This is a genomic window from Pseudomonas sp. UBA5706, from assembly GCF_002419965.1.
GTDB lineage: Bacteria > Pseudomonadota > Gammaproteobacteria > Pseudomonadales > Pseudomonadaceae > Aquipseudomonas.
This window is the reverse complement of record NZ_DIHC01000043.1, coordinates 238,212-263,735: the sequence shown is the minus strand read 5'-3', so window position 1 is coordinate 263,735 and position 25,524 is coordinate 238,212. Positions and strand designations below refer to the sequence as shown.

Sequence of the window (25,524 nt, the reverse complement as noted above, 5' to 3'; positions counted from 1 at the left end):
AGAAACTCAGGGCTTGCGGCGGACAAGGCCAGCGGCAGCAGGCGGGACGGGAAATATACCACTCGTCGCGCCAGATAGATTGTCCTGCGTCCAGCTATGGTCTAGGGTAACTCCCTCTCCAGACTGCGCCGGCAGATGGGCTATCTCTGAAAGGAAAATTGCCATGCGCCTAGCTGTTTTACCCTTTTTGCTGGTGTCGCTGTCCGCGCCAATCCTGGCCCAGGCCGCGACCAGCTTGAGCGTTTGCACTGAAGCCAGCCCTGAAGGTTTCGATGTGGTGCAGTACAACTCGCTGACCACCACCAATGCTTCGGCCGACGTGCTGATGAATCGGCTGGTGGATTACGACGCCCACACCGGTAAATTGGTGCCCAGCCTGGCAGAAAGCTGGAGCGTCAAGCCCGACGGTTCCACCTACGAGTTCAAATTGCGCTCGGGAGTGAAATTTCATCACACCGACTACTTCACCCCGACTCGCGACTTCGATGCCGACGACGTGGTCTTCAGTTTCCAGCGCATGCTCGACCCGACCAACCCGTGGAACAAGGTTGCCGTGCAGGGCTTTCCGCATGCCCAGTCGATGCAGTGGCCGTCACTGATCAAGAAGATCGAAGCCCCTGACGCGAACACTGTGCGCATCACGCTCAATCACCCGGACGCAACCTTCCTTGCCACGCTGAGCATGGGCTTCGCTTCTATTTATTCGGCCGAATACACTGCGCAACTGCTCAAGGCCGGTACACCGGAGAAGCTCAACAGCCAGCCGATCGGCACCGGGCCGTTTGTTTTCAAGCGCTTTCAGAAGGACTCGGTGGTGCGTTACGCGGCCAACCCGGATTACTTCAAAGGCAAGCCAGCCGTCGACACGCTGGTGTATGCCATTACTCCGGACGCCAACGTTCGCCTGCAGCGGATTCGCGCGAACGAGTGCCAGGTCGCTCTGTCCCCCAAACCGCTGGACGTCGCCGAGACGGGCAAGGATCCGAACCTGAAAGTCGAAAAAACCGACGCGTTCATGACCGCATTCCTGGCGATCAATAGCCAGCACCCTCCTCTGGATAAACCGGAAGTACGTCAGGCAATCAATCTGGCATTCGACAAGGACACCTACCTGAAGGCCGTATTCGAAGGTTCGGCCCGCGCAGCCAATGGCCCATACCCGCCTAACACCTGGGGCTATGCCAGCGATTTGCCGGGCTACACCCATGACGTCGCAAAAGCCAAGGAACTGCTCGCCAAGGCTGGACTCAAGGATGGCTTCAAAACCACCATCTGGACTCGCCCGTCCGGCAGCCTGCTCAATCCGAATCCGAACGCGGGGGCGCAACTGCTGCAAAATGACCTTGCCGCAGTCGGGATAAAGGCAGAAATCAAGGTGATCGAATGGGGCGAGTTGATCCGCCGCGCCAAGACCGGCGAACACGATCTGCTATTCATGGGATGGTCCGGCGATAACGGCGACCCGGATAACTTTCTGACGCCGCAGTTTTCCTGCGCCGCGGTAAAATCCGGTACTAACTTCGCGCGTTACTGCGATGAAGGTCTGGACAAGCTCATCAGCCAAGGCAAGGCGGTGACAGATCAGGGTGCACGCAGCAAGCTTTACCATCAGGCCCAGGAACAGATACAGAAGCAGGCCCTCTGGCTACCGCTGGCTCACCCTACTGCGTTCGCCCTTGCACGCAAGAACGTAGAGGGCTACGAGGTAAGCCCCTTTGGCCGGCAGGACTTTTCCACGGTGTCGGTGAAGTAAGCTCACCCAATCACTGCATTTAACCCCTGTGGCAGTCGGCGAACCGAACGGCTACAGGGGGCATCGTGATCCGCCGGACCGCTCACGAAACTCGGCACTTTCTACATCAACCCATGCTCGACCATCGACATCGGGTCACCATCGCCGACGATGATGTGATCGAGCACCATCACATCCACAATGGCCAGTGCAGTTTTGAGGTGCTGGGTCAGTTCGATATCGGCCTGACTGGCATCGCACACGCCAGAAGGATGATTGTGACAAAGGATGACCCCTGCCGCGTTGTGCGCAAGAGCCCGCTTCACCACTTGCCTGGCATGGACATGCGCCACGTTGATCGAACCCTGGAACAGCGCCTCGAACGCCTGAACCCGATTCTTGCTGTCCAGAAACAGGCAGCCAAACACTTCGTGGGGCTCATGCCGCAGTAGCGCCTTGAGGTAATTGCGCACCTGCGCCGGGCTTTTCAGCACGCTGCCGCGCTTCAGTCCTTCATCCATATGTCGCCGGGCGATTTCCATAACTGCCTGCAACTGCGCGTACTTGGCAGGCCCCAGCCCAAGCTCGCTGCTGAAGGTCGAGAGATTGGCTTCGAGCAGTGCGCGCAAGCTGCCAAAGCGCATCAACAGATGACGCGCAAGGTCCACCGCGCTCTTGCCCGACACGCCGATACGCAGAAAAATCGCCAGCAACTCGGCATCGGAAAGACTCGCCGCGCCCCGTTCGAGCAGCTTCTCCCGGGGCCGCTCCGCTGCAGGCCAATCGCGAATACTCATAGCACCTCCCTGTCTGTGGACGCCGCTGTTGCGGTGCGGTCGCTGTGCTATCTTAGCCATCTTTTTTACGCGTCGATCCGGCCCTGGGAGGCCACTTGATTGCCGCGTGTAACTCGACCAAAAGGCAGGCCTATGCAACGGCTGTATCGGAAACGCATCGTTCTTGGCGTAGGCGGCGGCATTGCAGCCTATAAAAGCGCCGAACTGGTTCGCCGGTTACGCGATCACGGGGCCGAAGTGCGCGTCGTCATGACCAAGGGCGGGGCCGAGTTCATCACGCCCCTGACCATGCAAGCGCTGTCCGGCCACCCCGTCCACATGGACCTGCTGGACCCCGCTGCGGAAGCCGCCATGGGGCATATCGAACTGGCCAAATGGGCGGATATGGTATTGATCGCGCCAGCGACCGCGGACCTGATCGCACGCCTGGCCCAAGGCATCGCCAACGACCTGTTGACCACCGTGGTGTTGGCTACCGACGCTATCGTTGCTGTGGCTCCGGCCATGAATCAGGCCATGTGGCGCGATCCTTCGGTACAGGCGAACCTGCAGACCCTCGAAGCCCGTGACCTGCGCCTGTTCGGCCCCGCCAGCGGCAGCCAGGCGTGCGGCGACGTGGGGTATGGCCGCATGCTCGAACCCAACGAGCTGGCACAATTGGCTGCCGATTGCTTCCAACGCCTGAACCTGACCGGCAAGCACGTGCTGATCACCGCCGGTCCGACCCAGGAAAACATCGACCCGGTGCGTTACATCACCAATCACAGCTCCGGAAAAATGGGCTTTGCCCTCGCCGAAGCGGCGGTCGAAGCAGGTGCACGGGTCACCCTGATCACCGGCCCGGTCAATTTGCCGACGCCGGATCGCGTATCACGCATTGACGTGGTCAGCGCCCGCGACATGCTCGCCGCCTGCGAAGCCACGATGCCGTGCGATCTTTTCATTGCCTCGGCCGCTGTAGCGGATTACCGCCCGGAAGTCATCGCCCCGCAAAAGCTGAAGAAAGACCCTACGAATGGGGATGGCCTGCTGCTGCAGATGGTCCGCAACCCGGACATTCTTGCCACCATCGCCCAACGTCAGGATCGTCCGTTCAGTGTCGGTTTCGCTGCCGAGACCGAACACCTGCTCGACTATGCCGCACGCAAGCTCAAGGACAAGAACCTTGACCTGATCATCGCCAACGACGTCGCCAATCCAAGCATTGGCTTCAATAGCGAAGAGAACGCGTGCAGCGTCATCGACCGAGCGTTGCAAACAACGCTCTTCGCCCAGACCAGCAAGGCCAAGATTTCTCGCCAGCTGGTGACTTTTATCGCTGATCGTTTGAACCAGGTTTAATCACGTATGCACGCTTTACAAGCCAAGATCCTCGACCCTCGTATTGGTGACCAATTCCCGCTACCGGCTTACGCCACCACCGGTTCGGCCGGCCTGGACCTGCGCGCCATGCTCAAAGAGGAAACGGTGCTCGAACCCGGCCAGACCTTGCTGATCCCCACCGGCCTGTCGATCTATATCGCAGACACAAACCTTGCCGCACTGATTCTGCCGCGCTCGGGCCTGGGGCATAAACACGGCATCGTGCTGGGTAATCTGGTCGGTTTGATCGACTCCGATTATCAAGGCGAGCTGATGGTGTCCTGCTGGAACCGTGGCCAAAGCGCTTTCAAGATTTCCGTCGGCGAGCGCATCGCTCAGTTGGTGCTGGTTCCGGTGGTGCAGGCACACTTCGAAGTGGTTCAGGAGTTCGACGTAAGCCAGCGCGGCGCAGGTGGCTTCGGGCATTCGGGCAGTCACTGAGACTGCATGAAACCGCTTGGCACGGATGTCGCTAAACTTGAGTCGGTCATGTCCGAAGCAGAAAAAAGATAGGCCTCAGGCAGTCAGAGCAGGGAGACTCAAGTTTGAAAGGCACCAAACGCACAGCCAAAGCGGCTTCTCGCCCAGAAACGACTGATGCAACGGTCAAGGATTCAAATCTGAGCCTTGCAAGTCCGGGTCTTCTCCCGTCGCTCATCGGCCTGATTGCAGCTGCAGTTCTGGCCTGGCTCGGCATGCTCAGTCAGCCGCAGCAGAAAGACCAATTGACCCAGGCCTGGGGTACTGCCCAGGCGGGCGCTGTCGGCAAGGCGCTGCGTCAGATCACGGCGGACACGCAAGCGGCAGCCAGTGACAGCTCGCTGGCCCAGGCGCTGCAGAGCAATGACCCGGCACAGATTCAAAACGCCCAGAATCGCTTGCTCTATCGAGACAGCGTGACGGGTGCGCGCTTGAATCCGCCGGGCTTCAACAGCGTCGACAATCAAGGCTTGCTGCCGATCAGCTTCGCCACCCTGGACATGCTCGCCAAAGCTGGCAAAGGCGAATCGCCCGCACCGGAAGCCCGTAAAGTCGGCGACAACTGGATGATTTACAGCGTTGCCCCGTTGCGCACCGCGCCCGACGCACCGATCACGGGCACGCTGCTGCTGGCCTTCAAAGTCCAACGGCTGACCAACGCTCTCCCGGATGCGCCCCCCGAGGTCGGCCAGACCGTGCTTAGCCAGCAGTTCGGCGATGCCCCGGCGCAACGCTTTTTGACTCGCGGGCAAGGCGATGACGATCGCGCCGTGGACTTTCCGATGGGATACCCGAACTGGAAACTGTCGTTCACGCCTGGGCCCGCCCTGCAGTCGTCTGCACCCTCTGTGATGCTGTTCCTGGCTGCTTTGGTGGCGATCGGCAGCCTATTGCTGGGCCTGTATCTGAATGAAAGCGCACTCAAGCGCCGGGTAGCCGCCGACGCGCGACAGCTTGAGCAACTGCTGCAAGAACTCTCGGGGGGCAAAGTCGTCAAAGCTTTTAGCCTGAGCATGCCGGCCTTGAATGCAGTGGCGCAGGCCCTGGCGAGGTTTTCGTTGCGCAATCAACCACCGATACCCGTCGTCACCGACAGCGTTTCGTCTGCTGACGCCACCGGCTGGACCAGTAGCCATCCGGTCATTGCGTCAGTCGATCGGGATGACGCTGACTTGACCGATCCGCTGTTTCAGGACACGGACATTCTCGACGTCGACCTGCTCGATGATCATCAGGACTTCCAGATTTCGGAGCGCTCCCACGCAATGAGCAGTACCGTTTCCATCGCTCCCGAGTTCCCGGACTCGATCTTCCGCGCCTATGACATCCGTGGCATCGTTGGCCAAACCCTGAGCACGGAGACCGCCTACTGGATTGGCCGGGCCGTCGGTGCGCAAAGCCTGTCGCAGGGGGAACCAAACGTCTGCGTAGGTCGGGACGGGCGCCTCTCGGGGCCGGAGCTGATCGCTCACCTGATCAAGGGGCTGTATGACAGTGGCTGCCACGTCAGCGATGTCGGGCTGGTACCGACTCCGGCGCTGTATTACGCCGCCCACGTGCTGGAAGGCCGAACGGGCGTGATGCTCACCGGCAGCCACAACCCCAGGGACTACAACGGCTTCAAGATCGTCATTGCCGGCGATACCCTGGCGAACGAGCAGATCCTGGCGCTGCACGAACGCATCAAGCAGAACAACCTGCCACCGGGCAAAGGCAGCGTAACCCGGGTCGATATCCTCAACCGTTACGCCTCGCGAATCACCAACGATGTGGTCCTGGCCCGTCGGCTTAAAGTCGTGGTCGATTGCGGCAACGGCGCGGCGGGCGTCATCGCCCCCCAACTGATCGAAGCGCTGAATTGCGACGTCATTCCATTGTTCTGCGAAGTAGATGGCAACTTCCCGAACCATCACCCTGATCCGGGAAAACCGGAAAACCTTCAGGACCTGATTGCCAAGGTTAGGGAAAGCGGCGCTGACCTGGGCCTGGCGTTCGATGGCGACGGTGATCGTGTCGGTGTCGTCACCAACGCGGGCAGCGTCGTATACCCTGATCGCCTGCTGATGCTGTTCGCCCGCGACGTGGTCAAGCGTAACCCCGGGGCGGATATCATCTTCGACGTCAAATGCACACGCCGGCTGATACCACTGATCCAGGAATATGGCGGGCGCCCGGTCATGTGGAAGACAGGTCATTCATTGATCAAAAAGAAGATGAAGGAAAGCGGCGCGCTGCTGGCTGGCGAAATGAGTGGCCACATCTTCTTCAAGGAACGCTGGTTCGGTTTCGACGACGGCATTTACAGTGCTGCACGGCTGCTGGAAATCCTTAGCCAGGAAAAGCTCAGCGCCGAAGAGCTGTTCCAGACGTTCCCTAATGATTTGTCGACCCCGGAGATCAACATCAAGGTCACCGAAACCAGCAAGTTCAGCATTGTCCAGGCGCTGGAGCGTGATGCGCAGTGGGGCAATGCCAATTTGACGAGCATCGACGGAGTGCGTGTCGATTATCCGAAAGGCTGGGGATTGGTCCGTGCTTCCAATACCACCCCTGTACTGGTATTACGCTTCGAAGCCGAGACCGAGGCCGAGCTGCAACGGATCAAGGACGTGTTTCACACCCAGTTGAAAAACGTAGCACCGGATCTAGAACTTCCTTTTTGATCAACCTTTTTTGAGCGGAGCCCAAATGACCCTCGAACGCGATGCCGCAGCCAATGCCGCCAAAGTTCTTTCCGAAGCGTTGCCGTACATCCGACGCTTTGTCGGCAAGACGCTGGTGATCAAGTACGGCGGCAACGCCATGGAAAGCGACGAGCTGAAAACCGGCTTTGCACGCGACATCGTGCTGATGAAGGCAGTGGGCATCAACCCGGTCGTGGTCCACGGCGGCGGCCCGCAAATCGGCGATCTGCTTAAGCGCCTCTCCATCGAAAGTCGCTTCATCGATGGCATGCGCGTGACCGATGCGCAAACCATGGACGTCGTGGAAATGGTCTTGGGTGGACAGGTCAACAAGGACATCGTCAACCTGATCAACCGCCACGGCGGTAGCGCTATCGGCCTGACCGGCAAGGATGCGCAGTTGATCCGTGCGAAAAAGATGAACGTTACCCGCCAGACACCTGAAATGACCAAGCCGGAAATTATCGACATCGGTCAGGTGGGTGAAGTCGTCGGGATCAACACCGACCTGCTGAACATGCTGGCCAAGGGCGACTTCATTCCGGTGATCGCGCCCATCGGTGTGGGCGCTGACGGCGAGTCCTACAACATCAATGCCGACCTGGTTGCGGGCAAGGTGGCTGAAGCCCTGAAAGCCGAAAAACTGATGCTGCTGACCAACATCGCCGGCTTGATGGATAAGGAAGGCAAGGTCCTGACCGGACTGACCACGGAGCAGGTCAACAGCCTGATCGCCGACGGCACCATCTACGGCGGCATGCTGCCGAAGATCCGTTGCGCGCTTGAGGCTGTTCAGGGTGGCGTGACAACGTCACACATCATCGACGGGCGGGTGCCCAATGCGGTGCTGCTGGAAATCTTTACCGATACCGGCGTAGGCACGCTGATCAGCAACCGCAAGCGTCACTGATCGCGCGTTAAAAAAGACCCCGCAGGCATAACCGGCGGGGTCTTTTCATTTGATCTCGTTATTGCGAAAGCAACTGCTGCAATCGTGCCCGGTCCTGAGTGAACTCGGCATCGGCCTGCTGCCGAGCGGTTTGATATCGCAAGATATCGACCTTAAGATCCTGTTGCTGATCCTGCACATCGCCCATCTGATCAATCAGGTTCTGCTGAACCGGGTGCCCGGCGCGCTCCTGATCGGCAGCCTGACTCTGCAACGAAGCCTGCTGGGCCTTGAGATTCTGAATGTTACCTTCAGCCACGGAGATGAGCGCATCCAGCTCTGCCAATTTGCGAGTTCGTGCCCGATCGACATCAATGACACTGCTGTACAGGTGGGTCAACTGCGCATCGGCCTCCGACTGGATCCTGGCCGCCTGCGCAGCGGCCTGAGCCTCACGCGTCTGATCGGCAGTCGGTGCCAGCGGGACAACCTGAATCACGCGTCCGCGCTGGTTCAGCACCTCGTACCCTTTGCCGGAGTACTCGGCAGGCACGCCTTGTCGATCGATCACGGTGACACCGCGACTATCGACATAGCGATAGAACACGACATCGGCGCCGTCGTCAGCCTGGACGCTGGCCACCCCACCGATACCCAGCAACACACAAAACGCTACTGTGCCCATCTTGAGCATGATAACGAGACCCTCTAACGTCTCAGATGCCGTACTGAGCCCGATACGCCTCTACGGCTGGCAGGTGTTGCTTAAGCTGAGGATCGTCGGCCAGGAACTCAAGGACCTGATTCAACGAAACGATACTCACCACCGGAATACCGAAATCACGCTCGACTTCCTGAATCGCCGAAAGCTCACCGTTTCCGCGCTCCTGACGGTTCAATGCAATCAGCACGCCCGCCGCCTTTGCGCCTTGAGCCTGGATGATGTGCATCACTTCACGAATCGCGGTGCCGGCGGTGATGACGTCGTCGATGATCAGCACATTACCCGTTAACGGCGCGCCCACCAGGGTACCGCCCTCGCCATGCGCCTTGGCTTCCTTGCGGTTGAAACACCAAGGCAGATCAAGGTTGTGATGGTCGGCTAACGCCACAGCTGTCGCGGCTGCCAAGGGAATGCCTTTATAGGCCGGGCCAAACAGGACATCGAAGGAAATACCGCTTTCCACCACGGCAGCGGCATAAAACTTACCCAATTGGGCAAGCGCCGAACCGCTGTTAAAAAGACCGGCATTGAAGAAATAAGGACTGGTGCGTCCCGACTTCAAAGTGAACTCACCGAAGCGCAAAACTCCGCGATCGATGGCAAAACGAATGAATTCGCGCTGATACGCCTGCATGAAAAAAGCCCCGGATACCACGGATTTAGCTAATTAGGTAGAGCTCGGGTATCATACACGCACGTGATTTTTGGGGCCATTTATGCGGATCATCAGTGTGAACGTTAATGGTATTCAGGCTGCAGTCGAGCGTGGTTTGCTCAGTTGGCTGCAAGCCCAGAATGCCGACGTCATCTGCCTTCAGGACACCCGCGCCTCCGCCTTTGAAATGGATGATCCAGCCTTCCAACTGGATGGCTACTTCCTGTATGCCCGCGATGCCGAAGTACCTGCCCAGGGTGGCGTGGCACTTTACTCGCGACTGCAACCAAAGGCGGTGATCTACGGTCTGGGCTTTGAAACAGCCGACCGTTACGGGCGTTACCTGCAAGCGGATTTCGATAAAGTCAGTATTGCAACGTTGCTGCTCCCGTCCGGGATGAACGGCGATGAAGACTTGAACCAGAAGTTCAAGCTCATGGACGACTTCGGCAAGTACCTGGATAAGCAGCGACGCAAACGTCGTGAGTATATCTATTGTGGCTCGCTCTACGTTGCGCAACAGAAGCTGGACATCAAGAACTGGCGCGACAGCCAACAATCTCCAGGCTTTCTGGCACCGGAACGTGCATGGATGGACGAGATCGTCGGCAACATGGGCTATGTCGACGCCTTGCGCGAAGTCAGCCGCGAGGGCGATCAGTACAGCTGGTGGCCAGACAACGAACAGGCCGAAATGCTGAATCTCGGCTGGCGGTTCGATTATCAGCTGCTGACCCCGGGTCTACGCCGCTTCGTGCGCAGCGCACGCCTGCCACGCCAGCCGCGCTTTTCTCAACACGCGCCGCTGATCGTGGACTACGACTGGACGCTGACCATCTGACGTTCAGCTGCTCAAAAAAAGCCGACATGAAGTCGGCTTTTGTTTTTCTGGCGAACGCCATCGATTTACTTGATCAACCGCCAGGTAAACGGATACCGATAAGCAACGCCCTCATTGACCTTCACCCCGGCAATGATCGTCAGCACCAGTGCGCCGACGCCTACCAGCATCAGCAACGCAAAGCCGATGACAATCACCATCAAGAGAAAACAGATCATCGCCGCGATAGTGACGGTAATCTGGAAGTTTAGAGCTTCCTTGCCTTGGGCATCGATGTATGGATCGGTCTCTTTCTTCAACTGCCAGACAATCAATGGCCCCAGCAGATTTCCGAACGGGAAGATCAGCCCGAAAAACGCCGCGAAATGACACAACATCGCCCACTGACGGGCTTCTTTGCTCGGCACCGGCAACGGCGTTTGGCTATCGATCATCATGCTTTCCCTGTTCTGACGGATGTTTAAGGCTTAATCAGTCGGCCAGCGCCGCCTGTTGCAACTCGAAAATTTCGTTCATGCCCTTCTGCGCCAGCGCCAGCATCGCATTCAGCTCTGCAGGCTGGAATGGCGCACCTTCGGCAGTGCCTTGAACTTCGATGAAACCGCCGGTGCTGGTCATGACCACGTTCAAGTCGGTCTCGGCAGCGGAGTCTTCCAGGTAGTCCAGGTCCAGCACCGGCTCGCCCTGATACATGCCGACGGAAACCGCCGCGATCATCTGCTTGAGCGGGTCACCGGATTTCAGGCCACCGCGCTTCTTGATGCTTTTGAGTGCATCGACCAGCGCCACCATCGAGCCGGTAATGGACGCAGTGCGCGTTCCGCCATCGGCCTGGATTACATCGCAATCGACATACAGTGTGACATCGCCCAGCTTCGACATATCCAGCGCAGCGCGCAAGGAGCGCCCGATCAGGCGCTGAATCTCTAGCGTACGCCCGCCCTGCTTGCCGCGGCTGGCTTCACGCTGGTTACGCTCACCGGTGGCACGCGGCAGCATGCCGTATTCGGCGGTCAACCAACCTTGGCCCTGACCTTTGAGAAAACGCGGTACGCCGTTCTCGACGCTGACGGTGCAGATCACCTTGGTGTCGCCGAACTCGACCAGCACAGAACCCTCGGCGTGCTTGGTGTAGTTGCGGGTGATGCGGATCGAGCGGAGCTGATCGGCAACGCGACCACTTGGACGTTTCATCTGGGATACCTGTACTGAGACGGAAACTGACGTGCATTATAGAGGCGCACGCTCGCGGTTGGACATCTTGTGACCCCTCTATGACCGATGACGCACGTTCCAACTTACAAATACGCGCCATGGATTGCGAAAATGTGAGATTCCGACAACGCCACATTTGGGCGCACACCCTGCTCTGAGCTACAATCCTGCGCCTTTATAGCCTGTCGATTCTTCACGACGTTGATCGGGCAGCACACCGCCCCGCACGCCTGATTTCATAGAGGTAACTCCCATGGTGCATAGCATGACGGCTTTCGCCCGTGCCGAACGAGCAGGCCCACAGGGCACCCTAAGTTGGGAATTGCGCTCGGTCAATCACCGCTACCTCGAGCCCCACCTGCGCCTGCCGGAATCTTTCCGCGACCTCGAAGGCTCCGTGCGTGAAGCATTAAGACAGGGGCTGTCCCGAGGCAAAGTCGAATGCACCCTGCGCTTCACCGAAGAGACGACCGGTAAACCACTGCAGGTCAATCGCGAACGGGCCAGCCAACTGGTGGCCGCGGCGGAGACCGTCGCCAGCCTGATCAAGCAACCGTCCGCATTGAACCCGCTGGAAGTGCTGGCCTGGCCTGGCGTTCTGGTGGCAGACGCGACCGACCCGCAGGCGCTGAATAATGACGCCCTGGCGCTGTTCAATGAAGCGCTGAACGAATTGAAAGCCGGGCGGGCGCGCGAAGGCGCCGACCTGGCCAGACTTCTCGACGAACGGCTCACGTCGATCAAGACTGAAATCGCTACCCTGCGCACCCTCGTGCCACAGATGCTCGCAGCCCAGCGCCAGAAAGTGCTGGATCGCTTCGCCGACATGAGGGCTGAACTCGATCCTCAGCGCCTGGAACAGGAAATGGTCCTTCTGGCACAAAAGAGCGACGTCGCCGAAGAGCTCGACCGCCTGAGCACCCACGTCACCGAAGTACGCCGGGTGCTTAAGACGGGCGGGCAGGCCGGACGCCGGCTGGACTTCCTGATGCAGGAACTCAACCGCGAAGCGAACACACTGGGCTCCAAAGCCTTCGACCCTCGTAGCACGCAAGCCGCGGTCAACCTGAAGGTGTTGATCGAGCAGATGCGCGAACAAGTGCAGAACATTGAGTAAGGCCAACCACGACATGACCCACAGCACCGGCACTCTCTACATCATCTCCGCCCCGTCGGGCGCGGGCAAGACCAGCCTGGTCAAGGCCCTGATCGATGCCCAGCCGCAGATTCGCGTTTCCGTTTCCCACACCACCCGGGCCATGCGTCCGGGCGAAATGGATGGCGTGAACTACCACTTCGTCGACCGGGCGGAGTTCGAGCGCATGATCGAGCACGGCGACTTTCTTGAACAGGCCGAAGTGTTCGGCAACCTGTATGGCACTTCGCAAAGCCGCCTGCAGCAGACCCTGGACGAAGGTCATGACCTGATCCTGGAAATCGACTGGCAGGGCGCCGCGCAAGTTCGCAAGCTGCTGCCCCACGCACGCTCGATCTTCATTCTGCCGCCGACCCAGCAGGCCTTGCGCCAGCGCCTCACCAACCGTGGGCAGGACAGCGACGAAATCATCGAAGGCCGCATGCGTGAAGCCGTCAGCGAGATGAGTCATTACGTTGAGTACGACTACGTCGTCATCAACGACGATTTCGCCAGCGCGCTCGAAGACCTCAAGGCGATCTTTCGCACAAACCTGCTCAGCCAGGAACATCAGCAACAGCGCCACAGCGAGCTGCTGGCTCAGCTGTTGGCGTGATATTTGTAGGAGCACGCTTGCGCCCGGTCGCCTGTGCAGCAGCCGCGAACCGATTTTCCCGGTTTCTCCTGCAATACCGGGTTGTCGGATTCGGCTGCCGCTCCGCGGCAGATCGCAGACAAGCGCGCTCCTACAGGCTGCGCAAACCGACCGCTTGTGGCTTGCCGCTTGAAGCTTGTGGCTGTCCGCTTGTAAACTACCGAGTCCGCTCGCCCATCCGGGCACCGCGCATATCGCATTTGCTACGAGGAATACCCATGGCCCGCGTGACCGTTGAAGACTGCCTGGAACATGTAGATAACCGTTTTGAACTGGTCATGCTCGCCACCAAGCGTTCGCGTCAACTGGCGACCGGCGGCAAAGAGCCGAAACTGGCCTGGGAAAACGACAAGCCTACCGTCGTTGCCCTGCGCGAAATTGCAGCTGGCCTGATGGATTACGCTGTCATTGCAGAAGCTGAAATCGTTGAAGACGAACCCCTGTTCGCAGCGTTCGAGGACGAGTCCAGCGAGGCCGTCTAAGCCTATGCCTGGTCGACGTAGCAAGGCGCAGGGTCAAAGTCTTTGGCAAGGAGTTCTATCTTGCCGAGCATAGACGCCCTCGCCGATCGCCTGTCGACCTACCTCGGCGCAGACCAGGTCAATCTGGTTCGCCGGGCGTATTTCTACGCCGAACAAGCCCACGACGGCCAACGCCGTCGCAGCGGTGAAGCCTACGTCACGCATCCGCTGGCGGTGGCTAATATCCTTGCCGACATGCACATGGACCATCAGAGCCTGATGGCCGCGATGCTGCATGACGTGATCGAAGACACCGGCATCGCCAAGGAAGCGCTCTGTGCGCAGTTCGGCGACACCGTAGCCGAACTGGTCGACGGGGTCAGCAAGCTGACCCAGATGAACTTCGAGACCAAGGCCGAAGCCCAGGCTGAAAACTTCCAGAAAATGGCCATGGCCATGGCGCGCGACATCCGCGTGATCCTGGTCAAACTCGCCGATCGCCTGCACAACATGCGCACGCTGGAAGTGCTTTCCGGCGAAAAACGTCGGCGCATTGCCAAAGAAACCCTCGAAATCTATGCGCCCATCGCCAATCGTCTTGGCATGCACAGCGTGCGCATCGAATTCGAAGACCTGGGTTTCAAAGCCATGTACCCCATGCGCTCGTCGCGCATCGGTCAGGCTGTCAAACGTGCCCGTGGCAATCGCAAGGAACTGGTCAACAAGATCGAAGAGTCACTGAGCCACTGCCTGGCGGTGGACGGCATCGAAGGCGAAGTCAGCGGGCGGCAGAAACACCTGTATGGCATCTATAAAAAGATGCGCGGCAAACGCCGGGCCTTCAACGAAATCATGGACGTCTACGCCTTCCGGATAATCGTCGACAAGGTCGATACCTGCTACCGCGTGCTCGGCGCTGTACATAATTTGTACAAGCCGTTGCCTGGCCGCTTCAAGGATTACATCGCCATCCCCAAGGCCAACGGCTATCAGTCCCTGCATACCACGCTGTTCGGCATGCACGGCGTACCTATCGAAATCCAGATACGTACCCGCGAAATGGAAGAGATGGCCAACAACGGCATTGCCGCGCACTGGCTGTACAAATCTTCTGGTGACGAGCAGCCCAAAGGCACCCACGCCCGCGCCCGCCAGTGGGTCAAGGGCGTTCTGGAGATGCAGCAACGCGCCGGTAACTCGCTGGAATTCATCGAAAGCGTGAAAATCGACCTGTTCCCGGACGAGGTTTACGTCTTCACGCCTAAAGGCCGCATCATGGAGTTGCCGAAGGGCTCCACGGCAGTCGACTTTGCCTATGCGGTGCATACGGACGTCGGCAACAGCTGCATCGCCTGTCGGATCAATCGTCGTCTGGCACCACTGTCCGAGCCCTTGCAGAGCGGCTCGACGGTGGAGATCGTCAGTGCGCCGGGGGCACGACCGAACCCGGCCTGGCTCAATTTCGTCGTGACAGGCAAGGCACGCACGCATATTCGCCATGCGCTCAAACTGCAGCGCCGTTCCGAATCGATCAATCTGGGCGAGCGGCTGCTGAACAAAGTGCTTAACGGTTTCGACAGCACGCTGGAAAAGATCCCGAACGAACGCTTGCAGTTGATCCTCGCCGAATACCGGGTCGAGGTCATCGAAGACCTCCTAGAAGATATCGGTTTGGGCAACCGCATGGCCTATGTCGTCGCCAGACGCCTGCTGGCCAGCGAAGGTGAAGAGCTGCCGAACGCTGAAGGGCCGCTGGCCATTCGCGGCACCGAAGGCCTGGTACTCAGTTACGCTAAGTGCTGCACGCCGATTCCGGGTGATCCAATCGTCGGCCATTTGTCCGCGGGCAAAGGCATGGTTGTGCATCTGGATAACTGCCGCAACATCAGTGAGATCCGCCACAATCCGGAAAAATGCATCCAGCTGTCGTGGGCCAAGGACGTCACTGGCGAATTCAATGTCGAGCTGCGGGTCGAGCTGGAACACCAGCGGGGACTCATTGCCTTGCTGGCCAGCAGCGTCAACGCAGCCGACGGCAACATTGAGAAAATCAGCATGGACGAACGCGATGGCCGTATCAGCGTGGTCCAACTGGTGGTCAGCGTGCACGACCGCGTGCACCTGGCCCGCGTGATCAAGAAACTGCGCGCCTTGACCGGCGTAATACGCATCACCCGCATGCGCGCGTAGCCAACTGCTAACAGGAGTTTTTCATGAGCAAGACCGTTATCTCCAGCGACAAGGCCCCTGCCGCTATCGGCACGTATTCTCAGGCGATCAAGGCTGGCAATACCGTCTACATGTCTGGCCAGATTCCTCTGGATCCTAAAACCATGGAGCTGGTCGAAGGCTTCGAAGCCCAGACCACCCAGGTCTTCGAAAACCTCAAGGCCGTGGCTGAAGCTGCTGGCGGCTCGTTCAAGGACATCGTCAAGCTGAATATCTTCCTGACCGACCTGAGCCACTTCACCAAGGTCAACGAGATCATGGGTAAATACTTCGAACAGCCCTACCCGGCCCGCGCGGCCATTGGTGTGGCGGCATTGCCACGTGGCGCCCAGGTTGAAATGGACGCTGTGCTGGTCATCGAGTAAACCCCTCGCGGAGCGTACCCACGTTCCGCCCTTCTCTCAGAGCAAAGGAAGGACTCCGCCATGCGTATGCGCGTTGCGTTCGCCCTCTCACTGCTGACCGCGCTGCTGAGCGGTTGCGCCAGCCATTCCAACAAGACCCCTGACGGCGTTTGGATCAACCAGGCCGCCATCGACGCTGCAGCCTCGGGTGGCAATCTGCGTCAGTCGCTGCTGGCGAATGGGCCGACGCTGGAGTGGAATATCAATACAGCCGCCGGCCAGGCCACGTCCTACAATGGTTTCGAGTTGACCGAGGGCAAGATCGCCAAGGATTCCGACGGTACGTGGAAAGTGAACGTCTACGGCAGTGCCTCGGACGATCTTAAGCTCAAGGGTGATGAGTTAGTGCAGAGCGCCAGCGATTCGGGTCCTGAGCAGCATTTTCGCACCCCCAAAGAGCCTGCACAGGCTGGCGCTCAACCGGGCACAAGTTTCGAGCGTGCGCTGTACACGGCTTATCTAGGGGGCAAATGGACCATCGTCAACGGTGACGGCCAGGGCAGTGTCGTCGAGTTCGCTCCCGATGGCAGTGTCACCGGCCTGCCGGGCAATGACCGCTACGCCCTGTGCCTGGCAGGTGACTGCGCCGCCATGAGCGGCGAATATGACAGCATGTGGCTTGAAAAGAATGAGCGTGGTAGCCCTTGGGTCTTTGTACGCCAAGGCAAGCAGCTGGAAATTTTCCAGGCCGTAAACAATGCCCAGGCCACAGAAATGCCAGACTTGCGTCCAGGCGAGCGGCACTGGGTGCTGGAGAAAAATTAACGGTTTACCGCAACTGATACGCCTATAACAGCCCCGCCCGCTGGCGGCAGCGTCGTTGAAAAAGCTGCCGCCGCACGCCGGACTGCCAGAGGTAGAAATCCTCAGTCAGCTGCCCGCCAACATGGCTTCATACCCCTCCTTGTAACTTGCATAACGCGGCATCCAGCCCAGCGCTTTGGCCCGGGCGTTGCTGCAGCGCTTGCTGCCCGCCCGGCGGACGCTATTTTCATCCGACCATTGCGTAACACCCAACCGCTCTCGCATCCACTTAACCACTTCGGCCAAGGGCGCGGGCGCATCGTCGACACCGATATAGATGTCATCGAGCGCCACACCGCGAGCATCGGCCTGCAGCAAAAATGCCAGCAGGCCCGCGGCATCGTCGGCGTGTATCCGGTTGCCATATAAAGGCGGATCCTCGGCAACGCTGTAACCTTGACGAACCCGGTTCATCAGATCGCTACGGCCCGGCCCGTAGATCCCGGTAAGCCGGACGATCGTGGCCTGCAACCCGCTATCGAGCGCAACCTGTTCGGCCTCGCGCATGACCTGCCCCGAAAAGCCAGAGGCCTGGGCAAGCGACGCTTCATCAACCCACTCGCCATGCTGCTGCCCGTACACGCTGCTGCTCGAAACGAACAGAATACGTCGGGGCTTTTGCCCGCTCCTCTGGACCCAGCCCAATACGTGTCGCAGCCCTTGAACGTAGGCCGCCCGATAGCCGGCCTCGTCACGCTCGGAGGGCGTGGCGCAATACACCAGATAATCAACACGGCCCTCCGGCCACTGCGCAGGGATGCGCGCATCGAACAGGTCGCCACTCACGCCGCAAACACCTGCCGGCAACATCGCCACGCTTCTGCGCAAGCCGTACACGGTCCACCCTTGGGGCAACAACTGGCTCGCCAGGCGCCCTCCGATGTCACCACATCCAGCAATCAAAACGGATGGCGTTGCCATGACAATCTCCACATCAAAAGTAGGTTTGAACCAGCAAAACGGGGCTGGGATGCGACCATCGGGACGCATTCCCGTTAAAAAAAGATACTCTATTACTTTTGTTAACAAGAATTACTTGCAATAATGTCGGCCCTTTGTTCTCCTCCGCTCGCCTCGCGCCAGCGTGACGCATTTAGAACGAAACACCTTTTTTCATATCAGGTCGGGCCAGCATGACATCTACTCACTCTCCTGCTTCGTCACTCACGTTTTCAGGCCTGCCACGCGCAGGGCGCGCCATCGCAGCGATACTCTTTAGCCTGATGCTGGCACCCGCCGCCCTCGCCGACTCCAATGCTCCTGCTCAGCCCGCGGCGGCGGTGCAATCGACCACACCCGCCGCTACGCCAGTGGACACCGCGGCGGCTCCAGCCGTTCAGGACACGACCGCACCGAGCGAAACGCTGGAAGCTGCCGCTGAAAACAACAGCCTGGGTATGTCTCACGACCTGTCGCCCTGGGGCATGTACAAGAACGCCGACATCGTCGTCAAAGTGGTGATGATCGGCCTGGCCATCGCCTCGATCATCACCTGGACCATATGGATCGCCAAAGGCTTCGAGCTGCTGGGTGCCAAGCGGCGCCTGAAGGGCGAGATTGCCGCCCTCAAGCGCGCCCGTACTCTGGACGAAGCAAGCGCTACTGCCAAGAAGCAAGGGACGCTGGCCAATCTGCTGGTTCACGATGCGCTGGAAGAGATGCACCTGTCGGTCAACAGCCGCGAGCGTGAGGGCATCAAGGAACGTGTGAGCTTCCGCCTCGAACGTCTGGTGGCCGCCTGCGGCCGCAACATGAGCATGGGCACCGGCGTCCTGGCTACTATCGGTTCCACGGCGCCCTTCGTCGGCCTGTTCGGTACCGTGTGGGGCATCATGAACAGCTTCATCGGTATCGCAAAAACCCAGACCACCAACCTTGCAGTTGTCGCACCCGGCATCGCCGAAGCCCTGCTGGCAACCGCACTGGGCCTGGTCGCTGCGATCCCTGCGGTAGTCATCTATAACGTCTTCGCCCGTTCCATCGCTGGATATAAGGCGCAGGTGTCGGACGCATCGGCTCAGGTTCTGTTGCTGGTCAGCCGCGATCTGGATCACCAGCCCGCCGCTGATCGTACCCAATCGCCGCACATGGTAAAAATGGGGTAAGCCATGGGCCTGCATCTTAACGAAGGTGGCGATGATCTCGCCGAGAATCACGAAATCAACGTGACGCCATTCATCGATGTCATGTTGGTGCTGTTGATCATCTTCATGGTGGCGGCGCCTCTGGCCACGGTGGATATCAAGGTTGACCTGCCCGCCTCTACGGCCAAACCGGCCCCTCGACCCGAGAAGCCTGTGTTTCTGAGCGTCAAAGCCGACCAGAGCCTGTACCTGGGCGACGAAAAGGTCGCTCGTGAGCAGATCGGTCAGGTGCTGGACGCCAAGACCAAGGGCAAGAAAGACACGACCATCTTCTTCCAGGCCGACAAAGGCGTGGATTACGGCGACCTGATGGAGGTCATGAACCTGCTGCGCGGCGCCGGTTACCTGAAAGTGGGTCTGGTGGGTCTTGAGACGGTTGGTAAGAAATGATCAATTCGCGCCAAAAACTGACGCGCTATAGCGGTAGTCTGTTGTTGGTGCTGGCGGTACACGCCGTGGCGATCCTTGTCGCACTGCGCTGGCCCGCCTCGCAGGCCATCGAGCTTCCACCGGCAGCGATGATGATCGAGCTGGCGCCCGTTCCCGAGCCTGCCCCACCGCCACCACCAAAAGTGGTTCAACCGCCGCAGCCTCCTGCGCCGGAAGAGCAACTGCTGATTCCGCCTATTGCAGAAGCGCCAAAACCGGAAATTGCGATTCCAAAACCGGTCAAGCCAAAGCCCAAGCCTCAGCCACCCAAACCGGTGAAGAAGGTCGAGCCGCCGAAGGAAGAGAAGCCCGCCGATGAAAAGCCGGTAGACACTCCGCCGTCAAACGCCAAGCCAGAAAAATCGGCAGCTCCTGAGCAAGCTCCACCTACGCCACCGAGTAATGCCCTGCCAAGTTGGCAGGGCGATCTGCAGCGTCATTTGAGCAAGTTCAAGCGTTACCCGGAAGACGCTCGTCGTCGTGGCATGCAAGGCATTAACCGTCTGCGGTTTGTGGTAGATGCCGAAGGCCGGGTTCTGTCCTACGAAATCGCGGGGGGTTCAGGCAGCGCTGCATTGGATCGGGCCACGCTGGAAATGATCCGTCGCGCCCAGCCGTTGCCCAAACCACCGGCCGAACTACTCAACAACGGCACGCTGGAAGTGGTCGCACCCTTCGTTTATTCGTTGGATAAACGCTGAAACGACGATTTTGTAAAGACAGAGCGCCTGATAACGTGCGTCTATCGATTGCACCCGCTATGCTGGGGCCGCAACTTCATGGACGCACGCTATGACCCTCACAGAATTGCGCTATATCGTTACCCTCGCTCAAGAGCAACATTTCGGCCATGCGGCCGAGCGTTGCCATGTCAGCCAGCCGACATTATCGGTGGGTGTAAAGAAGCTGGAAGATGAACTCGGTGTGCTGATTTTCGAGCGCAGCAAGAGTGCGGTACGTCTTACGCCTGTCGGCGAGGGCATCGTAGCTCAGGCGCAGAAGGTGCTCGAGCAAGCTCAAGGTATTCGTGAACTCGCCCAGACGGGCAAGAACCAGTTGACCGCTCCGCTGAAAGTTGGCGCGATCTACACCGTCGGTCCTTACCTGTTCCCGCACCTGATTCCACAACTGCACCGGGTCGCCCCGCAAATGCCGTTGTACATCGAAGAGAACTTTACTCATGTGCTGCGCGACAAACTGCGCAATGGTGAGCTCGATGCAATCATCATCGCCCTGCCGTTCAACGAAGCCGACGTACTGACCCTGTCCCTGTACGACGAGCCGTTTTACGTGCTGATGCCCGCCGATCACCCTTGGACGCAAAAAGACACCATCGACGCCTCGGCGCTGAACGACAAGAGCCTGCTGCTGTTGGGCGAAGGTCACTGCTTCCGCGATCAAGTGCTCGAAGCCTGTCCGACGCTGGTCAAAGGGGGCGATAGCGCCAAGCACACTACGGTCGAATCCAGCTCGCTGGAAACCATCCGGCACATGGTAGCCTCGGGCCTTGGGGTATCGATCCTGCCGATGTCGGCAGTCGACAGCCACCATTACGCTCCCGGCGTGATCGAGGTTCGCCCGCTCTCCCCGCCCGTACCGTTCCGCACGGTGGCCATTGCCTGGCGGGCAAGCTTCCCACGGCCTAAGGCCATAGAAATCCTCGCCGACTCGATACGTCTGTGCTCCGTCGCTCGTCCTAAAGCCCAGGCTCAAGCGAGTTAAGTGGTTGTATGACAGAGCTGTCCCACGTCTCGGTCACGGCACTCAAGGGCGTTGGCGAGGCCATGGCCGAAAAGCTGGCGAAAGTTGGCCTGGAGAACATTCAGGACGTGCTTTTTCACTTGCCGCTGCGTTATCAGGACCGTACGCGCGTTGTGCCCATCGGCGCGCTGCGGCCTGGCCAGGATGCAGTCATCGAAGGCGTCGTCAGCGGCGCTGACGTGGTGATGGGCAAACGTCGCAGCCTGTTGGTGCGCTTGGGTGACGGCACCGGCGTATTGAGCCTGCGCTTCTATCACTTCAGCAACGCGCAGAAGGACGGCCTCAAACGCGGCACTCATGTACGTTGTTATGGCGAAGCCAGGCCTGGGGCATCGGGGCTTGAGATTTATCATCCCGAATATCGCGCCATTACCGGCGAAGAACACGTGGCAGTGGAGCAGACGCTCACGCCGATTTACCCGACGACCGAAGGCCTGACGCAGCAGCGTCTGCGCCAGCTGTGCCAGCAAAGCCTGGGTATGCTGGGCCCTAAAAGCCTGCCCGACTGGCTGCCGGACGAACTGGCGCGAGACTATCAACTGGCCCCGCTGGCTGAGGCCATTCACTACCTGCACAATCCGCCTGCGGACGCCGACGTCGACGAACTGGCCCTCGGTCATCATTGGGCCCAGCACCGACTTGCGTTCGAGGAGTTGCTGACTCATCAGCTGTCCCAGCAACGCTTGCGCGAAAGCCTGCGCTCGCAACGCGCGCCAGCGCTAGCGCTGGCCAAACGCCTGCCGACGCAGTTTCTTGCCAACCTGGGCTTCCCGCCTACAGGCGCCCAGCAGCGCGTCGGTAAGGAAATTGCCTACGACCTCAGTCAGCAGGAGCCCATGTTGCGGCTGATTCAGGGCGATGTTGGCGCGGGCAAGACCGTCGTCGCCGCACTCGCCGCGCTACAGGCATTGGAAGCGGGTTATCAGGTTGCGCTAATGGCGCCGACGGAGATTCTTGCCGAGCAGCATTTCATCAATTTCACCCGCTGGCTCGAACCGCTAGGCATCGAAACCGCGTGGCTAGCAGGCAAGCTCAAAGGCAAGGCTCGCGCGACGTCCCTGGAACAGATCGCCAACGGCGCGCCCATGGTCGTCGGCACCCACGCGCTGTTTCAGGATGAAGTGCAATTCAAGAATCTTGCGCTGGTGATCATCGACGAACAGCACCGTTTCGGCGTTCAGCAACGATTGGCTTTGCGCAGGAAAGGCGTGGGTGGCCGGATGTGCCCTCACCAATTGATCATGACCGCCACGCCGATTCCACGGACGCTGGCGATGAGCGCCTATGCGGACCTCGACACCTCGATCCTCGATGAGCTGCCTCCGGGCCGCACGCCGGTCAATACCGTACTGGTCGCCGACAGCCGCCGTATCGAGGTGGTCGAGCGCGTACGCAACGCTTGCGCCGAAGGTCGTCAGGCCTATTGGGTGTGCACCCTGATCGAAGAATCCGAAGAGCTGACGTGCCAGGCCGCCGAAACCACGTTCGAGGAGCTGACCAGCGCGTTAGGCGAACTTAAGGTCGGGCTGATCCACGGGCGCATGAAGCCCGCTGAAAAAGCCGCAGTGATGGCCGAATTCAAACAGGGCAACCTGCAGTTGCTCGTTGCCACGACCGTCATCGAGGTCGGCGTCGATGTGCCCAATGCCAGCCTGATGATCATCGAAAACCCGGAAAGACTTGGCCTGGCGCAGCTCCATCAGTTGCGCGGACGAGTAGGGCGCGGCAGCGCTGCGAGTCATTGTGTGCTGTTGTACCATCCACCCTTGTCGCAGATCGGCAGGCAACGTTTGGGGATCATGCGCGAGACCAACGACGGCTTCGTGATCGCTGAAAAGGATTTGGAGCTTCGCGGTCCGGGTGAAATGCTCGGCACACGCCAAACGGGCCTTCTGCAATTCAAGGTGGCCGACCTGATGCGCGACGCGGACCTGTTGCCCGCGGTCAGAGATGCTGCTCAGGCATTGCTCGAACGCTGGCCTACACATGTGAGCCCGTTGTTGGAGCGCTGGTTGCGCCATGGTCAACAATACGGGCAAGTGTGAAGCAGTCAGCAAGAAAAACGCCTCTCACCTATACAACGACCAAGCTGGGTATACTTCAGCGATTGTAGGAATCTGGATACAGGCCATGACCGAAGTTGCTCATATCGACGACGCCCCACACGCCCCGTCTGTCATTCGGCAGTTGCTTGCCAAAGCAGCCGTCAGATACCACGAAACCCCGGACAACGAGACGTTGCCGCTCGACCGAAAGGTCCAGGCCATCCTGCTCCATGACAGCGTAGGTGCGCTGCTGGTCCTGTTTCCGCAAAGCCAGTTGCTGGACCTCAATCGCATCACCGAACTGACCGGGCGCAAGCTTACTGCGGTGACCAAGGAGCATCTGGATAGCATGCTGGGCAAGAATAACCTGCGTGCCTTGCCAGCCCTTCCCGCGCTAACCAGTTCGCCGTGCCTGTACGAAGAACGCATCCTGCAAGCGCCAACCGTCCTGATCGATTCCGGCGAGCCAGGCCTGCTGCTGGAGATCGGCAGCGATGACTTCAAGACCCTTCTGAGCAAAGCCAGCGCTGCCACCTTCGGCGAGCCGATTGCGTCCGTGCAGCCTAACCTGACCCGCCCTGACGACGACCGCGAAGAGATCACCAAGGCCGTGCAGAACTTTACTGCGCGTCGCATACAGCAACGCCTGGAAGCGACGGTAGAGATCCCGCCGCTGGCCGACACTGCGCAAAAGATCATCAAACTGCGGGTCGACCCGGACGCCACTATCGATGACATCACCGGCGTCGTCGAAACCGACCCTGCGCTGGCGGCGCAAGTGGTGAGTTGGGCGGCCTCGCCCTATTACGGCTCCGCTGGCAAGATTCGCTCGGTCGAAGATGCCATCGTTCGCGTGCTGGGTTTCGACCTGGTGATCAATCTGGCGCTCGGCCTGGCGCTGGGCAAAACCCTGGCGCTGCCGAAGGACCATCCGCAGCAAGCAACGCCGTATTGGCAGCAGTCGATTTACACCGCTGCGGTGATCGAGGGGCTGACACGTGCCATGCCGCGGGCCAAGCGGCCTGAGAGCGGCCTGACTTATCTGGCTGGTCTGCTGCATAATTTTGGCTATCTGCTGCTGGCCCATGTGTTTCCGCCGCACTTCTCGCTGATCTGCCGACAAATCGAGGTCAACCCCCACCTGCATCACAGTTTCGTGGAACAGCACCTGCTGGGCATCACACGCGAGCAGATCGGCGCCTGGCTGATGCGCAACTGGGACATGCCGGAGGAACTGGCCACGGCTCTGCGCTTCCAGCATGACCCTCATTACACGGGCGAACATCACGAGTACGCCAATCTGGTGTGCGTGGCGGTTCGTCTATTGCGTAAGGAAGGCATCGGTTCGGACCCGATGGAGAGTATTCCCGACGAGCTGTTCCAGCGGCTGGAACTGCCTCGCGACAAAGCCGAGGATGTGGTGCGCAAGGTGCTGGAAGCCGAAGTATTGCTACGTGAGCTGGCTTCGCAGTTTCATTGATTGCTCGCCTGCCCTAGCACCGTACTGCGGTGCTAGGCCCACTGGCGGTGATGTTGCAAGGATGTCACCCCCTGTCAGGCCGGGCTGCTACAAGCCCTCGCGCGGGTCATCACGCCTTTTTCTTCCTTTGCTTCAAATATTTCGTCAGGCCTTGAAACCACATAACCAGCCCGGCGTTGCCAGTGACTTGAATGTTCTTGTCTTGAATTCCTTGCATGAACGCCAGTTGCTTGTTCTTCGCCTGCATCGTAGCGAAGCCATAGGCCGCATCCTTGAATGAAATCGCGAACGCCGGCTCGGCGGTGGCGCCTCCCCGGCTGCTGACCCGCTGATCGCGAACCACAAAATGGCGAGCGACCTTACCATCGGTGGTCTGCAGCTGAAAGGTCAGGTCTTTGCCGGCCAATTGGTGTTTGAAGGCAGGATTGTTGCGGCTGGCACGAGCCATCAACAGACCGAGCATCCAGAGAAGAAGACGAAATTTCATGGGTGAGGCCTCAGGCGATCAGGGGCGAATAGCGCAAGCCGCGCAGTGTATCGAGCTTGAAGGACGCGTGAGGAAGCAAAACTCATTGGTCGCAAAGTGGCGGCGTAGACA

Annotated in this window: 25 protein-coding genes; 18 read left to right on the top strand and 7 right to left on the bottom strand. The window is 59.4% G+C overall.

Annotation, left to right across the window (positions count from 1 at the left end; genetic code table 11):
• Nucleotides 1–163 precede the first annotated feature (163 nt).
• Nucleotides 164–1,753 (top strand): ABC transporter substrate-binding protein, encoded by a 1,590-nt coding sequence (locus tag B3I26_RS21975; protein ID WP_296260767.1) that lies wholly within the window; start codon nt 164–166, stop codon nt 1,751–1,753.
• Nucleotides 1,754–1,854: 101 nt separating this feature from the next.
• Here the strand turns inward: B3I26_RS21975 and radC are convergent, their stop codons facing one another.
• Complete coding sequence (gene radC / locus B3I26_RS21970) at nt 1,855–2,529, bottom strand: RadC family protein (protein ID WP_296260766.1); 675 nt, start codon at nt 2,527–2,529, stop codon at nt 1,855–1,857.
• 132 nt (nt 2,530–2,661) lie between these two features.
• On the opposite strand from radC, the gene coaBC reads away from it, so the two are divergent.
• The 4 genes from coaBC (at nt 2,662) to argB (ending at nt 7,965) form a co-directional block, all read left to right on the top strand.
• Complete coding sequence (gene coaBC, locus B3I26_RS21965) at nt 2,662–3,870, top strand: bifunctional phosphopantothenoylcysteine decarboxylase/phosphopantothenate--cysteine ligase CoaBC (protein ID WP_296260764.1); 1,209 nt, start codon at nt 2,662–2,664, stop codon at nt 3,868–3,870.
• A 6-nt stretch (nt 3,871–3,876) separates the two neighbouring features.
• Complete coding sequence (dut, locus tag B3I26_RS21960) at nt 3,877–4,332, top strand: dUTP diphosphatase (RefSeq protein ID WP_296260763.1); 456 nt, start codon at nt 3,877–3,879, stop codon at nt 4,330–4,332.
• A gap of 1,304 nt (nt 4,333–5,636) precedes the next feature.
• The gene (locus B3I26_RS21955; RefSeq protein ID WP_296260956.1) at nt 5,637–7,034 is read left to right on the top strand and encodes a phosphomannomutase/phosphoglucomutase; all 1,398 of its coding nucleotides are present in this window, start codon (nt 5,637–5,639) and stop codon (nt 7,032–7,034) included.
• 25 nt (nt 7,035–7,059) lie between these two features.
• A complete protein-coding gene (gene argB, locus B3I26_RS21950; RefSeq protein WP_296260762.1) occupies nt 7,060–7,965 on the top strand; it encodes an acetylglutamate kinase in 906 nt (301 codons plus the stop codon).
• A 58-nt stretch (nt 7,966–8,023) separates the two neighbouring features.
• On the opposite strand, the gene B3I26_RS21945 is transcribed toward argB, so the two are convergent.
• Entirely contained in the window at nt 8,024–8,629 is a 606-nt protein-coding gene (locus tag B3I26_RS21945; protein ID WP_296260955.1) for a DUF4124 domain-containing protein, read from the bottom strand.
• A 31-nt stretch (nt 8,630–8,660) separates the two neighbouring features.
• Nucleotides 8,661–9,302 (bottom strand): orotate phosphoribosyltransferase, encoded by a 642-nt coding sequence (gene pyrE / locus B3I26_RS21940; RefSeq protein ID WP_296260761.1) that lies wholly within the window; start codon nt 9,300–9,302, stop codon nt 8,661–8,663.
• A gap of 82 nt (nt 9,303–9,384) precedes the next feature.
• On the opposite strand from pyrE, the gene B3I26_RS21935 reads away from it, so the two are divergent.
• A complete protein-coding gene (locus B3I26_RS21935; protein WP_110948345.1) occupies nt 9,385–10,164 on the top strand; it encodes an exodeoxyribonuclease III in 780 nt (259 codons plus the stop codon).
• 65 nt (nt 10,165–10,229) lie between these two features.
• Here B3I26_RS21935 and B3I26_RS21930 read toward each other — a convergent pair whose 3' ends face one another.
• Nucleotides 10,230–10,598 carry a DUF4870 domain-containing protein gene (locus B3I26_RS21930; protein ID WP_296260759.1) on the bottom strand — a complete coding sequence of 123 codons (369 nt, stop codon included), beginning with the start codon at nt 10,596–10,598 and terminating at the stop codon, nt 10,230–10,232.
• Between the two features lie 37 nt (nt 10,599–10,635).
• Nucleotides 10,636–11,358, bottom strand: a complete 723-nt coding sequence (gene rph, locus B3I26_RS21925; protein WP_296260758.1) for a ribonuclease PH — start codon at nt 11,356–11,358, stop codon at nt 10,636–10,638.
• A gap of 274 nt (nt 11,359–11,632) precedes the next feature.
• Between rph and B3I26_RS21920 the strand changes: the two genes are divergently transcribed.
• The 6 genes from B3I26_RS21920 (at nt 11,633) to B3I26_RS21895 (ending at nt 17,028) form a co-directional block, all read left to right on the top strand.
• Nucleotides 11,633–12,496 (top strand): YicC/YloC family endoribonuclease, encoded by an 864-nt coding sequence (locus B3I26_RS21920; RefSeq protein ID WP_296260756.1) that lies wholly within the window; start codon nt 11,633–11,635, stop codon nt 12,494–12,496.
• 13 nt (nt 12,497–12,509) lie between these two features.
• Complete coding sequence (gmk, locus tag B3I26_RS21915) at nt 12,510–13,130, top strand: guanylate kinase (protein ID WP_296260953.1); 621 nt, start codon at nt 12,510–12,512, stop codon at nt 13,128–13,130.
• A gap of 257 nt (nt 13,131–13,387) precedes the next feature.
• Entirely contained in the window at nt 13,388–13,651 is a 264-nt protein-coding gene (rpoZ, locus tag B3I26_RS21910; RefSeq protein ID WP_025257879.1) for a DNA-directed RNA polymerase subunit omega, read from the top strand.
• 60 nt (nt 13,652–13,711) lie between these two features.
• Nucleotides 13,712–15,820: a bifunctional GTP diphosphokinase/guanosine-3',5'-bis pyrophosphate 3'-pyrophosphohydrolase gene (gene spoT, locus B3I26_RS21905; protein ID WP_296260752.1), complete on the top strand. Its 2,109-nt coding sequence runs from the start codon at nt 13,712–13,714 to the stop codon at nt 15,818–15,820.
• A 23-nt stretch (nt 15,821–15,843) separates the two neighbouring features.
• Nucleotides 15,844–16,224 (top strand): RidA family protein, encoded by a 381-nt coding sequence (locus B3I26_RS21900; protein ID WP_296260750.1) that lies wholly within the window; start codon nt 15,844–15,846, stop codon nt 16,222–16,224.
• Nucleotides 16,225–16,290: 66 nt separating this feature from the next.
• Nucleotides 16,291–17,028 (top strand): hypothetical protein, encoded by a 738-nt coding sequence (locus B3I26_RS21895; RefSeq protein WP_296260952.1) that lies wholly within the window; start codon nt 16,291–16,293, stop codon nt 17,026–17,028.
• Nucleotides 17,029–17,133: 105 nt separating this feature from the next.
• On the opposite strand, the gene B3I26_RS21890 is transcribed toward B3I26_RS21895, so the two are convergent.
• Nucleotides 17,134–17,988: an SDR family oxidoreductase gene (locus B3I26_RS21890; RefSeq protein WP_296260748.1), complete on the bottom strand. Its 855-nt coding sequence runs from the start codon at nt 17,986–17,988 to the stop codon at nt 17,134–17,136.
• A gap of 212 nt (nt 17,989–18,200) precedes the next feature.
• Between B3I26_RS21890 and exbB the strand changes: the two genes are divergently transcribed.
• From exbB to B3I26_RS21860, 6 genes are all read left to right on the top strand, one after another.
• Nucleotides 18,201–19,172, top strand: a complete 972-nt coding sequence (gene exbB / locus B3I26_RS21885) for a tonB-system energizer ExbB (RefSeq protein ID WP_296260746.1) — start codon at nt 18,201–18,203, stop codon at nt 19,170–19,172.
• 3 nt (nt 19,173–19,175) lie between these two features.
• The gene (gene exbD / locus B3I26_RS21880; protein ID WP_166594033.1) at nt 19,176–19,601 is read left to right on the top strand and encodes a TonB system transport protein ExbD; all 426 of its coding nucleotides are present in this window, start codon (nt 19,176–19,178) and stop codon (nt 19,599–19,601) included.
• Nucleotides 19,598–20,341 carry an energy transducer TonB gene (locus tag B3I26_RS21875; protein ID WP_296260744.1) on the top strand — a complete coding sequence of 248 codons (744 nt, stop codon included), beginning with the start codon at nt 19,598–19,600 and terminating at the stop codon, nt 20,339–20,341. Before exbD ends, B3I26_RS21875 begins: the two co-directional genes overlap by 4 nt.
• Nucleotides 20,342–20,432: 91 nt before the next feature.
• Nucleotides 20,433–21,362: a hydrogen peroxide-inducible genes activator gene (locus tag B3I26_RS21870; RefSeq protein ID WP_296260742.1), complete on the top strand. Its 930-nt coding sequence runs from the start codon at nt 20,433–20,435 to the stop codon at nt 21,360–21,362.
• An 8-nt stretch (nt 21,363–21,370) separates the two neighbouring features.
• The gene (gene recG / locus B3I26_RS21865) at nt 21,371–23,446 is read left to right on the top strand and encodes an ATP-dependent DNA helicase RecG (RefSeq protein WP_296260740.1); all 2,076 of its coding nucleotides are present in this window, start codon (nt 21,371–21,373) and stop codon (nt 23,444–23,446) included.
• Nucleotides 23,447–23,531: 85 nt separating this feature from the next.
• A complete protein-coding gene (locus B3I26_RS21860; protein ID WP_296260739.1) occupies nt 23,532–24,926 on the top strand; it encodes an aminoacyl-tRNA deacylase and HDOD domain-containing protein in 1,395 nt (464 codons plus the stop codon).
• Nucleotides 24,927–25,035: 109 nt separating this feature from the next.
• Here the strand turns inward: B3I26_RS21860 and B3I26_RS21855 are convergent, their stop codons facing one another.
• Nucleotides 25,036–25,413, bottom strand: coding sequence for an SCP2 sterol-binding domain-containing protein (locus B3I26_RS21855; protein ID WP_296260738.1), 378 nt, complete (start codon nt 25,411–25,413; stop codon nt 25,036–25,038).
• Nucleotides 25,414–25,524: the final 111 nt, after the last annotated feature.